This is a genomic window from Zavarzinia sp. (assembly GCF_049306435.1).
In the GTDB taxonomy this organism is placed as follows: Bacteria; Pseudomonadota; Alphaproteobacteria; order Zavarziniales; family Zavarziniaceae; genus Zavarzinia.
In genome coordinates this window covers 1-11,906 of sequence record NZ_JBAQRT010000080.1, presented here as the reverse complement: position 1 = coordinate 11,906, position 11,906 = coordinate 1, and the positions used below count along the sequence as shown (strand labels likewise).

At 66.3% G+C, this 11,906-nt stretch carries 12 protein-coding genes; 1 reads left to right on the top strand and 11 read right to left on the bottom strand.

Annotation, left to right across the window (positions count from 1 at the left end):
• The 4 genes from WAZ62_RS04060 to WAZ62_RS04045 form a co-directional block, all read right to left on the bottom strand.
• On the bottom strand, positions 1 to 336 hold a 336-nt coding region (locus WAZ62_RS04060), incomplete at its 3' end, for a GNAT family N-acetyltransferase (protein ID WP_422642247.1).
• Positions 333 to 914, bottom strand: a complete 582-nt coding sequence (locus WAZ62_RS04055; protein WP_422642246.1) for a helix-turn-helix domain-containing protein — start codon at positions 912 to 914, stop codon at positions 333 to 335. The genes WAZ62_RS04060 and WAZ62_RS04055, both read right to left, overlap by 4 nt.
• A 90-nt stretch (positions 915 to 1,004) precedes the next feature.
• A complete protein-coding gene (locus tag WAZ62_RS04050; RefSeq protein WP_422642245.1) occupies positions 1,005 to 2,111 on the bottom strand; it encodes a ferritin-like domain-containing protein in 1,107 nt (368 codons plus the stop codon).
• 90 nt (positions 2,112 to 2,201) lie between these two features.
• The gene (locus tag WAZ62_RS04045) at positions 2,202 to 3,581 is read right to left on the bottom strand and encodes a hypothetical protein (protein ID WP_422642244.1); all 1,380 of its coding nucleotides are present in this window, start codon (positions 3,579 to 3,581) and stop codon (positions 2,202 to 2,204) included.
• Positions 3,582 to 3,740: 159 nt separating this feature from the next.
• Between WAZ62_RS04045 and WAZ62_RS04040 the strand changes: the two genes are divergently transcribed.
• Complete coding sequence (locus WAZ62_RS04040) at positions 3,741 to 5,459, top strand: cation:proton antiporter (RefSeq protein WP_422642243.1); 1,719 nt, start codon at positions 3,741 to 3,743, stop codon at positions 5,457 to 5,459.
• A gap of 49 nt (positions 5,460 to 5,508) precedes the next feature.
• On the opposite strand, the gene WAZ62_RS04035 is transcribed toward WAZ62_RS04040, so the two are convergent.
• From WAZ62_RS04035 to WAZ62_RS04005, 7 genes are all read right to left on the bottom strand, one after another.
• Positions 5,509 to 6,276 carry an MBL fold metallo-hydrolase gene (locus WAZ62_RS04035; protein ID WP_422642242.1) on the bottom strand — a complete coding sequence of 256 codons (768 nt, stop codon included), beginning with the start codon at positions 6,274 to 6,276 and terminating at the stop codon, positions 5,509 to 5,511.
• Positions 6,273 to 7,070: a TatD family hydrolase gene (locus tag WAZ62_RS04030; protein WP_422642241.1), complete on the bottom strand. Its 798-nt coding sequence runs from the start codon at positions 7,068 to 7,070 to the stop codon at positions 6,273 to 6,275. Before WAZ62_RS04030 ends, WAZ62_RS04035 begins: the two co-directional genes overlap by 4 nt.
• 3 nt (positions 7,071 to 7,073) lie before the next feature.
• On the bottom strand, positions 7,074 to 8,621 hold the full coding sequence (metG, locus tag WAZ62_RS04025; RefSeq protein WP_422642240.1) for a methionine--tRNA ligase: 1,548 nt from the start codon (positions 8,619 to 8,621) through the stop codon (positions 7,074 to 7,076).
• Between the two features lie 34 nt (positions 8,622 to 8,655).
• Positions 8,656 to 9,774: a DNA polymerase III subunit delta' gene (locus tag WAZ62_RS04020; RefSeq protein ID WP_422642239.1), complete on the bottom strand. Its 1,119-nt coding sequence runs from the start codon at positions 9,772 to 9,774 to the stop codon at positions 8,656 to 8,658.
• A gap of 5 nt (positions 9,775 to 9,779) precedes the next feature.
• Complete coding sequence (tmk, locus tag WAZ62_RS04015) at positions 9,780 to 10,415, bottom strand: dTMP kinase (RefSeq protein ID WP_422642238.1); 636 nt, start codon at positions 10,413 to 10,415, stop codon at positions 9,780 to 9,782.
• A 4-nt stretch (positions 10,416 to 10,419) separates the two neighbouring features.
• On the bottom strand, positions 10,420 to 11,574 hold the full coding sequence (locus tag WAZ62_RS04010; protein WP_422642237.1) for a D-alanyl-D-alanine carboxypeptidase family protein: 1,155 nt from the start codon (positions 11,572 to 11,574) through the stop codon (positions 10,420 to 10,422).
• Between the two features lie 20 nt (positions 11,575 to 11,594).
• Positions 11,595 to 11,906 (bottom strand): SPOR domain-containing protein (locus WAZ62_RS04005; RefSeq protein WP_422642236.1); only part of this gene is annotated, 312 nt, incomplete at its 5' end.

Genomic DNA, 11,906 nt, shown 5'->3' with positions numbered 1-11,906 from the left:
GGCCAGCAGGCGCCGGCCGAGGCCCCGGCGGCGCAGGCCGGAATGGACCAGCATCTTGCCGATCTCCGCCCGATGCGGCGCGTTCGGCTGCTGCGCGAACATCAAGAGGATGGTGCCGACGAGCCGTCCGTCTTCTTCCGCGACGAGAAGCTGTTTCTCGCCCTCGACGAGGCCGGGCAGCTGGCGGCGCCAGAAGCCGGCGGCGTCCTCGGTGGCGATGCCCGCCATGAAATTGACCGAGGCGCCCTGTTCGACCGCATCGACCAGGATGGCGGCGAGTTCGCCCAGCCGCGCCTCGGCGGCAGCGGCGTCGAGGGGGAAAATACGGGCCGTCACGGGCGCGGTCCCCCCTGGCCCAGGGTGACGAGATAGCGGACCGGGGCGCCACTCGTATTGCGGAACAGGGTCGGCCGGTCGAGGCGCATGTGCAGACAGTCGCCGGCCGCGAGCACGAAATTCTCGTCGCCGAGCGAGAAATCCAGCCGGCCATCGAGGACATGGATGTGCTGGTCGATGCCGGTGAAGCGCTGGTTGTCGAAGCCGACGACGGCGCCGGGCGGAAACTCCACCTCGACGATCTCGACCGGCGATCCGGTGCCGGCGGGCGAGATGTTGCGCCGGACATAGCCGGTCGCCGGGTCGCGCCACACCGTCTGGTCGGCGCGGCGGGACAGCGGACTCGCCGTCTTTTCCGTCGCCGCGAACAGGGTGGACAGGGTGATGCCGAGACCGCCGCAGATCCGCCCGAGCAGCTGCGCGGTCGGGCTGGATTCCCCGCGCTCGATCCGGGACAGCATGGCCCGGCTCACCCCTCCGGCTTCCGCCAGGGCATCGAGGGTCAGGCCCGCCGCCGCCCGCAGGGCCTTGATGCGGGTGCCGAGGCGTTGGTCGATATCGGAATCGGTCATGCTCATATGAGCATCATAAACTCCAATATATTGGAATCAAGGGGACGAAGAAGGGGCTTCGGCCCACCCGGACCGAAGCCCCCTCCCCACCCGCCCTTATTCCGCCGCGAAGACGCCCTTCACCGGCAGGGGTTCGTCGAGCTTCTGCCAGTCGATCAGGATATCGCCCGCCGCGTGTTCATACTGCAGGGCGCCGATCGCGTCGTATTTCGCGCGCACCTTCTCGGTCAGCAGGCCGACACGCTTGAAGTTGGGGATCAGGCGCTCGAACAGCAGGTGCTGGAAGATCGCCGTGACATGGCTCTTCAGGATGTGTTCCCGCGCGGCATCGACATCGAAGCCATATTCGGCGGCGACATCCATGCCGAACAGGCGATCGCGCATGATCAGGCTGGCCTGATAGGCGAATTCGGCCCTGTCCTCGATCTCCTGCTCCGGCAGGGTCTTGATCCAGTCTTCGAGGTAATTGACGCCGAAGGCGACATGGCGGCCCTCGTCGCGCATCACGAGTTCAACCACCTGACGCAGCAGATTGTCCCGCGTGGTCTGGGTCATGGTGCCGAAGGCGGCGAGCGCGAGGCCTTCGATGATCAGCTGCATCCCGATGAATTTCAGGTCCCAGCGCGGATCTTCCAGCACCTTGTCGATCAGGGCCTTCAGGTTCGGGTTGATGCGGTAGAGCTGACCGCAATGCTTGCGCAGATACATGTTGAAGGCTTCGACATGACGGGCCTCGTCGAAGGTCTGGCTGGCGGCATAGAGCTTGGCGTCCGCCGTCGGCGCGCAGGAGACCAGTTGCGAGGCGACCAGCATCGCGCCCTGTTCGCCGTGCAGGAACTGGGCGACGGTCTGGGCATGGGCCTTCCAGGCGAAGCGGATCTTTTCCGCTTCCGGCAGGGCTTCGTATTCGTGATAGCCGTTGAAGGGATTGGTCGCCGGATCCATCGGGTAGTCGTTGTAATCGACCGACATTTCCCAATCGACATCGAGCGTCGCATTCCAGTTGTGCCGCTTGCCGAGCTCGTAGAGGCGACGGATCTTGGCGTTGGCGCTGTCGTAGTCCCAGTTGTAGGACCCGGTCAGCGGCGTGTTGAAGATTTCCCGGATGGTCTCGACATCCGATTCATCGAGGCGACCGGTCAGGTCGTTCTCTGTAAAGGCCCGGGTTTCCTGGGGGGGCTGTTCGACAAGACGCATACGCATGGGTTTCCTCCGCTTCTTGGCCGCTTTCGGGCTGCGTCCAGAGAATACGAGGGATGCTCGTGTTGCATTGAGCTAGGTCAATCCAACTGATTATTTGTCAGTTTGTCGTTCCCGCCACAGGGAAAACCCGGCCACGACACAGGCCAGCACCGCGAGCCAGATCAGCCGGCTTTCGTAGCGATCATGCGGATTGGACAGCACGCCGCAGATGAAGGCATTGCCGATCAGGGTCACGAAGACCAGCGAGGCAAGGCGCCCCGCCCCCGCCCGGCCGCGCCGGAAACAGGCAAAGGCAAGGAAAGGCAGGGCGATGAAGGCGGCGAAACCGACCGGTACATGGACGATGTTCAGCGCCTCGAAGGGGAATGACTTGTCACGCTGACGGGCGGCCATGAAATCCGGCAACTCCTGGGGCATGTCGCGCTCGAAGACCCACTGGGTATGCCAATGGGTCTCGTTCAGCCCGTCGCCGGTCGCGACGAGGCCGAGCTGACCGACGAAACTGCGCCAGGCCGCGGCCAGATGCAGTCCAGGATACTCGATCAGCGACCGCCGGGTGATCTCCGCCAGTTCGGGTCCAGCGCCTTCCCAGCCGCCGATCTTGTAGAGCGGGCTGCCGCCCCACCACAGGAAACTGTCGTTGTTGCGCTGGCTGCCGTCAGGCTCGTATAGCTCGGCCTGCAGATCGCACAGTTTGAAGGCCGGATCCGGACAATGGTCGGCGAGGAAACGGCTGGCGATGCCGTCTTGAACCAGCCGGCCGAACAGGAAGATGTCGCCGCCGGGCGTGAAGCGGAACTGGCCATAGAGCGCCTGATTGCTGAGCGGCACCGACAGGACACCCAGCGCGAGAGCAAGACCGCCGGCACCGAGACGCCAGGTCGTGCGCCGGCTCCAGTGCCGCAAGGGTGCGTGGAAACGCGCCCCGGCGATCAGCAGGGCCTTGTAGAGTACAAGCCCGAACAACAGGGCGACCGTCCCCGTATGGCTGGCGGCGCCCAGAATGACGACCAGGCCCAACAGGATGCTGACCGCGAGGCCCCGGCCATCGCGCCCCTCGATCAACAGGAACAACGCCAGCACGGCGGTGGCGGCGGCAAGGTCGGGCAGGAGCTGGGACGTGTACCAGGAAATGCCGGTGACCGCGGCCAGCAACAGCGCGCAAGCCCCGGTGAACAGTCCGAGACGGGTGCCACGAAACCCAAGCAGGGCGCGCCCCGTCTCGGCGAGAAGGCCGAGCACGATCAGGCTCTGAACCACGATCGCCGGCCAGAACGACAGATGCCAGTAGAGCCCGTCCAGGAACAGGCCATAGGGTGTCGCCCGGCCGAAACCCGGTTCGGTCTCGTAGATCCGCGAAATGAAGCCGCCCGTATCGTGGAAGGTGATCGGATAGCCATTCCACAGCGCGGGGCCGAGCAGCGACAGGAGGGCGAGAACGAGGCTGGCCGCGACGGCAAGGAAACGCATGTAAATTCAGCTCTTTTCTCGACCGGAGGGGGGCCCCATCGCCTTGAGGAACACCGTGCCTCACGCCCAGTTCCGCCTGCGGGCTTGGAGAATGGCGGCGGGCTTTGCGACAATGGCCGAGATCCGAACCGAATCGCCCATGGGGCCAGGGCGCCGCTCATGAATGTCAGTGTACACGATGTGCCCGGTATCCTGATCCTGCTCGCGGCGGCGGTGCTGGCGGCGACCTTTCTCGGCCGGCTCAAGGTGCCGCCGCTGCTGGCCTATGTCGTGACGGGGATTGTCATCGGCCCCGCCGGGATCGGTTTCGTGCGCGAGCCGGAAAGCCTGGCCGGCTTCGCCGATTTCGGTGTCGTCTTCCTGCTGTTCGCCATTGGTCTCGATCTGCCGTTGAACCGGCTGCGCGCCATGCGGCGCTTCATTTTCGGCCTGGGCACGGCGCAGGTGCTGGCGACGCTTTTCGCCATCGGCATTCTGCTCGGCCTGCTGGTGCTGTTCGGGCTGCTGGCGCCCAGCGCCGGCACCGTCATCGCCATCGCCGGGGGCCTTGCCCTGTCGTCGACCGCGACCGTGGTCCGCCTCATGGTCGAGCGGCGCGAAACCATGACCCGCTTCGGCCGGGCGACTGTCGCCGTCCTGCTGCTGCAGGATCTCGCGGTCGTGCCCCTGCTGACGCTGATCGGCGTGATGGCGACGCCGGAGGGGAATTTCGACCTTCTCGCCGCCGCCTTCGGCCTCGCCAAGGGCATAGCCGCCATCGCGCTCATCCTGTTCGGCGGCCGGATCGTGCTGAAACCCCTGTTCCATCTGGTGGCCGACGCGGCGAGCCCGGAACTCTTCACCGGCCTGACGCTGCTCGTCGTCCTCGGCCTTGGCATGGTCGCGGAACTGGCCGGCATGTCGATGGCGCTCGGCGCCTTCCTGGCCGGGCTTGCCCTCGCCGATACGCCGTTCCGCCATCAGGTCGATGCCGATGTCGAGCCCTTCCGCGGCTTGCTGCTCGGCCTGTTCTTCGTCACCCTCGGCATGATGCTCGACCTGCGGATGCTGATCGACCAGCCGTTGCTGGTGATCGCCCTCACCCTCGCGCTGATCGCCCTGAAAGCGAGCATCGCCGCCGGTCTCGGCCGGCTGTTCGGTCTCGATCCCGGTCCCGCCATCCGCTTCGGCACCCTGCTGGCGCAGGCCGGCGAATTCACTTTCGTCGCCGTCAATCTCGCCCTCGGCAACCGGCTGATGGATCAGGAGACGGCCTCCCTCGTCGCCATCGTCGCCGCGCTTTCACTGGCGCTGACCCCCTTCGTCGTCAGCCTGGGCGCGCGGCTCGCCACGCTGATCGAGGACCGCACCCGCGACCCCGATCTGTCGCCCCACGACATTCCCGAAGTCCCGTCGCATGTGCTGATCGCCGGTTTCGGCCGGGTCGGGCGCACGGTGGCCGAGGTCCTGAAGGCGGCCGACATCCCCTACATGGCGATCGATGCCTCGACCCATGCCGTCGCCACCGCGAGGGCCGAAGGCTATCCGGCCTTCTATGGCGATTGCCGGTTGCCGGCGGTGCTGCGCTCGATCGACATCATGCGGACCAGTGTCGTCGTCATCGCCCTCGACAATGTTCCCGCCAGCCTCGCGACCCTGCAGGCCGTGCGTCAGCTCGTCCCCGACATGCCGGTGATCGTCCGGGCGCGGGACCTCGCCGCCGCCCGCGATCTGCGCCGGGCCGGCGCGACCGACGTGGTGCCCGAGACGATCGAGGCCAGCCTCGCCCTTGCCGGCGGGGCGCTGCGAATTCAGGGCAAGGATGCGGAAGAGGTCGAGGACCGCCTGGCGGGCTTCCGCCGCAAAGCCGAGTTATCCACTGAAAAGAAAAATCAGTAATACTCGGTAACGCATTGATTTATATGAAGGATGAACTTTATATTCAGATTCAATCCACAGGGATGACCATGCCGTCATAGGCCGGCTCCACGCCGGCCGGCAGGCTGTGGATCAGACTGGCGTAATCCATTTCCCAGGTCATATGGGTGAGGATGGCGCGGGCGGGTTTTACCCGCTCGATCCACGACAGGGTCTTTTCAAGATGGGCGTGGCTCGGGTGCGGCGTGTGGCGCAGCGCATCGACGATCCAGACCTCCACCCCCTCGAGGGCGGAGAAGGCTTCTTCCGGCAATTCATTCACATCGGTCGAATAGGCGATATTGCCGAAGCGAAAGCCGAGGGTTTCGATATCACCATGGATCTGGCGAAAGGGCAGGACATCGATCTCGCCGATCGAGAACGGGCCATCGATCTCGATGCCGTCGCAGATCGCGGGATAGCCGCCATTACCCTCGAAGATATAGGAAAAGCGCCGGTTGACGGTACCGAGGGTGCGCGGATCGGCATGGATCGGCACCCGGCGCCGCATCACGCCGGCGATACCGCGCAGATCATCGATGCCATGGCAATGGTCGGCATGATCGTGGGTCAGCAACACGGCGTCGAGCCGCTGCACCCCGGCGGAAATGCATTGCTCGCGCAGGTCCGGCGAGGCATCGACGATCAGCGAGGTCGCGCCCCGCTCCACCAGGATCGAGACCCGGCGGCGGCGGTTCTTCGGGTTGTTGGGATCGCAGCGGCCCCAGTTGCCGGTGATCGACGGCACGCCGCCCGACGTGCCGCAGCCCAGCACCGTGACTTTGGTTCCCGAGGTCATGCGGCGGCCAGGACGGCCGCGACATCGGCCTTGGTGAAGAGGCGGCGGAAATTCTCGGTCGACTGGCGGGCGATCTCGTCGACCGTCACCCCCCGCTCCCGGGCGACCGCGGCCGCGGTCGCGGCGACGAAGGCCGGCTCGTTCCGCTTGCCGCGATGGGGGATCGGGGCGAGATAGGGCGAATCCGTCTCGACCAGCAGACGGTCGGCGGGCACGCGGGCCGCGACCTCGCGCAAGGTCTCTGCCGTCTTGAAGGTGACGATGCCCGAGAAGGAAATATAGAGCCCGAGCTCAAGGGCGACATCGGCGAACCAGGCGCTCGAGGTGAAGCAATGGATCAGGCCGGGAAACGGCCCCTTCGCCATTTCGTCCCGCAGGATTTCCGCCGTGTCGTCGTCGGCGTCGCGGGTATGGATGATGATGGGCAGGCCGGTCTGCCGCGACGCCTCGATATGGGCGCGGAAGCTGGTCTTCTGCACCTCGCGCGGCGCATGTTCATAGAAATAGTCGAGGCCGGTTTCGCCGATGGCGATCACCTTGGGATGCCTGGACAGATCGATCAGGGTGCGGGCCTGCACCCCCGCTTCCGCCTCGGCTTCATGCGGGTGGATGCCGACCGAGGCCCAGACATTGGGGAAACGCTCGGCGACCGCGATCACCTGCGCCGATTTCACCAGCGAGGTGCCGATGGTCAGCATGGCGCCGACCCCGGCCAGACGCGCCCTTTCCATCACCGCGTCGAGATCCGCCGCGAAATTCGGGAAATCGAGATGGCAATGGCTGTCGATCAGCATGGTTTACGCAACCTCATCCACATAACGCGGGAACACGCCCTGCGGCGCCGGCAGGGCGACACCGGAGGTCAGCCGGCCGGCCGGGCCGAGGTTGGCGAACAGCCGGGCATCCGCCGGCACCGCCAGCTGGTCCAGCAGTTTGCCGCAAGACGCCGGCATCACCGGCTGGGCCAGGATGGCGATCTGGCGGATCACCTCGGCCGTCACGTAAAGCACGGTTTCCATGCGCGCCGGATCGGTCTTCTTCAGGCCCCAGGGTGCCTCGCCGGCGAAATAGCGGTTGGCGTCGGCGACGCAGGTCCAGATCGCAGCCAGGGCGACGTGAATATCCTGCTTCGCCATGGCGGCCCTGGCGATCTCGTAGAGACCGTCCGCCTGGGCGAGGATCGCCTTGTCACTGTCCGACAACTCGCCACAGGCCGGCACCACGCCGCCCGCGTTCTTGGCGATCATCGACAGGGATCGTTGGGCGAGATTGCCGAGGTCGTTGGCGAGATCAGCGTTGATGCGGTTGACGATCGCCTCGTGGCTGTAGTTGCCGTCCTGGCCGAAGGGCACTTCGCGCAGGAAGAAGTAACGCACCTGATCGAGGCCATAGGCTTCGACCAGGTTGAACGGGTCGATCACATTGCCGACCGACTTCGACATCTTCTCGCCCCTGTTGAACAGGAAGCCATGGGCGAAGACCCGTTTCGGCAGCTCAATGCCGGCCGACATCAGGAAGGCCGGCCAATAGACCGCGTGGAAGCGAACGATATCCTTGCCGATGACATGGACATTCGCCGGCCAGAACGACCACAGGGGCGAAGTCTCGTCGGGAAAGCCGACGCCGGTGATGTAATTGGTCAGGGCATCGACCCAGACATACATCACATGCTTGGGATCGCCGGGCACCGGAATGCCCCAGTCGAAAGTGGTGCGCGAGACGGACAGATCCTTCAGCCCGCGCTTCACGAAGCTGACCACCTCGTTCCGGCGCTCGTTCGGGCCGATGAAATCCGGGTTGGCCTCGTAATGGGCCATCAGGCGGTCCTGATACTCGGACAGGCGGAAGAAATAGCTTTCCTCCTCCACCCATTCGACGGGCGTGCCCTGGCCGCCATAGCGGATGCCGTCGGCGCGGACCTCGGTCTCGTCCTCGGTGTAATAGGCTTCGTCGCGCACCGAATACCAGCCGGCATAGGTATTCTTGTAGATGTCGCCGGCATCGACCATGCGCTGCCAGATCGCCTGGCTGGAGCGGTGGTGCCGTTCCTCGCTGGTGCGGATGAAATCGTCGTTGGAACAGCCCAGGGTCTCGACCATGGCCTTGAAACGGGCCGAATTGCGCTCGGCCAGGGCCTCGGTGCTCAGGCCCTCGCGCCGCGCGGTCTGCAGCATCTTCTGGCCGTGTTCGTCGGTCCCGGTGAGGAAATAGACGCGGCGGCCGTCGAGGCGCTGGAAGCGCGCCAGGGCGTCGGTCGCGATCGCTTCATAGGCGTGGCCGATATGCGGCACGCCGTTCGGATAGGAAATCGCCGTCGTGATGTAGAACGGGGAAGAATCGGCCATTCGGAACTCCAGAGGGCGCTGCCCGCGCCCGCCGTCAGGAAACAGACTGGCGCGTGCAACGCTCGATCATGCCGAGGGCTGCGACGAGAACCTGCCTGCGGTCGAGATTGACCGCCTCGGCGCGCGCGGCCAAGGCATTGATCTTCTCCCATACCTCGGTCCAGCGTTCAAGCCGCGCGGCGGCAACGAGCGCGCGCATCGCCGCCCCCTCGCCCACCATGGCCTCGTCGATGCCGCCGGTCGCCGACAGGCGGATCATGCGCACCAGCCAGAGGCCGAGAAGCTCGAAGGTCAGGCGGAACAGGTCGCTGCCCTCCCGCCCCGTGAAGCGATCGGCGAGGGTATTCACCGCCTTGATGTCGAGACCCTGGCGCCGGGCCAGGGGCGCCAGCAGGTCACCGATGGCGCGGTAGTGCTTCAAGCCGCCAGCGGCATGAAGCGCGAGAGCGCGGCCCGGACTGCCATTCGCCAGCCGGCACAACCCGCGCACCTCGTCGGCGGCGATCCCGGGCACCAGCCGGTTCACGATCGCGGCGACCTGCGCTTCCGGCAGCGGGCGCAGCGCAAGCCGGCGGCAACGCGAGCGGATGGTCGGCAGCAGTCTCCCGGGGGCATGGGCGACGAGGATCAGCAGGCTGCGCGGCGGCGGCTCCTCCAGCAGCTTCAGAAGGGCGTTGGCCGCGTTGCGGTTCATCTCGTCGATCGCATCGATGATGGCGACGCGAAAGCCGCCCTCGGCCGGGGTCATGGCGAAGAAACCGGCGAGGTCGCGCACCTGATCGACGACGATCTCGTCCCGCAGGACCTTGGTGCGCGGATTTTCCTCCCGCTCCAGGGTGACCAGATCGGGGTGGGAGCCGGCGGCGATGCGGCGGAACAGGGGATCGTCCGGCGACAGCTGCAGGGTCTGCGGCGGACCGCCGAACATGTCCACGGGCGTGTCGAGGCCATGGGCGAAGAGGAAGCGGGCGAAGCGATAGGCCAGGGTCGCCTTACCGATGCCGCGCGGCCCGGTCAGCAGCCAGGCATGATGCAGCTTGCCGCCGTGGACGGCGTCGAGCAGGGCGACTTCCGCCTCGTCATGGCCGATCAGATCGGGATTGGCCCGGGGCAGCGGAATGTCCGGCGCGCTTGGGACCTCGGCCTTGGCCACGGTGCTCAGCCCACCAGGGCGCGGACGGCGGCAATCACCGCCGCCTCGACCGTGGCCCTGTCCCTCGTGGCGTCGATCACCACGGCATGACGGCCGGCGGCCGCCGTCTGGTCGAGGAAGGATTGCCGCACCCGGCGATGGAAATCGAGATCCAGCCCCTCGAAGCGGCCTTCGTCGATTCCGGCATGACCGAGGCGGGTCTGGCTGCGGGCAAGGCCGATCTCGGGCGGGACATCGAGGACGATGGTCAGGTCGGGCCAGAGGTCGCGGATCGCCCGGCTGTGCAGATCAAGAACGAGTTCGCTGTCGAGGCCCCGCCCCGCCCCCTGATAGGCCAGGGTCGAGGAGACATAGCGGTCGGAGACGACGATGCGGCCGGCGGCGAGGGCGGGCCGGATCACCCGCTCGACATGCTGGGCGCGGTCGGCGGTCATCAGCAGAAGCTCGGCCGTGCTGGTCCAGTCGTGGGCGGTTTCCGCCAGCAGGAGACGGCGGAGGGCCGCGCCTTCCGGCGTGCCGCCCGGCTCCCGCGTGGTGAGGATATCGAGGCCGTCGCGGGCGAGGTCCTGGCGCAGGGCCATGATGGCACCGCTCTTGCCCGCGCCCTCCCCGCCTTCGAGGACGATGAAGCGCCCGCGCATCGGGTCAGCCGGCTTCGCCGGTGACGAGATAGCGCAGCGAGCCGAAGATGCGGCCGAAGACGCCCTGACGCTCGACACCATGGGCGGCGACCAGCGGCAGGCTGATCACGGGCATGTCGGGCGCCGAAATCTCGAGCGAGGCGATCTGGTCGCCGGCCTGGATCGGCGCCGGCACCGGCCCGTCATAGACGACCTTTACCACCATGGCGGCGCGATCGACCCGGCGTAAGGTAACCCGCGCGTCCTCGGCGACGGTTAGCGGCACGGTCTCGTCCTCGCCCTGCCAAACCTTGGCCTCGGCCAGGGCATCGCCCTTCTTCGCCATGGTGTAGGTCTGGAACTCGCGGAAGCCCCATTCCATGATGCGGGCGGATTCCTGCGCCCGCTCCTTCATGGTGTTCAACCCGTTGATGACCAGCAGCAGGCGCCTGCCGTCACGCTTCGCCGAGCCGACGAGACCATAGCCGCCCTCGTCGGTGTGGCCCGTCTTCAGGCCGTCGGCGCCAGGCACGACGCCCAGCAGCGGATCCCGGTTGGCCTGCTCGATGTTGTTGTATTTGAACGAGGTTTCGGCGAACAGCGGGTAATACTGCGGGAAATCCTCGATGATGTGCTCGGCGAGCACCATCAGGTCGCGGGCGGTCATGCGGTGTTCGGGGTCGGGCCAGCCGCTGGCGTTGCGGAAAGTGCTGCCCTTCAGGCCCAGTTCCTTGCCCTTCGCCATCATCTGGGCGGCGAAGGCTTCCTCGGTCGAGGCGAGGCCCTCGGCGACGACGACGCAGGCGTCATTGCCCGACTGGACGATGATGCCGCGCAGGAGATCGGAAACCGCGACCCGCTCGCCGACCCTGACGAACATCTTGGAGCCGCCCATGCGCCAGGCCTTTTCCGAGACCGGCAGCATGTCCTCCATCTTGATGGCGCCCTTGGCCAGCTTCTCGAACAGGATGTAGATCGTCATGAGCTTGGTCATGGACGATGGCACCATCGACTCGTCGGCGTTCTTTTCAAAGAGCACCGTGTGGGTCGACAGGTCGATCAGCACGGCTTCCCGCGCGGGTGTTTCCAGCGCCTCGGCCCGCGCGGCCGAAAGCGGCGCGATCGCGAGGCCCAGACAGGCGACGGCGAGAACGAAAAAGCGGCTAAGGCGGTGCGACATGGATTTCGCCTCCGGAACTGTCATTCAACGACGATGCGGGCGCCGGTTTCGCCCGATGCGATGATCTGGTCGAGCGCGGCATCCGCGTCGTCGACACTGCGCATCGGCCCGACCCGGACCCGGTAGAACTGTTGACCGTCGATCATGGCGCGGGCGACGAACGCCTTGCCATAACGCGACAGTTTGGCCTGCAGGCGATTGGCGTTGGCCGGCTGCAGGAAGGCGCCGGCCTGAATGTAGATGCCGGTCTGGCGCACCGGGCCCTGAGTATAGACCGGCGGCGGCGGGGTCGCCGGCACGGCCGAGGCCGGGGTGATCGCCCGGGCCGGGGT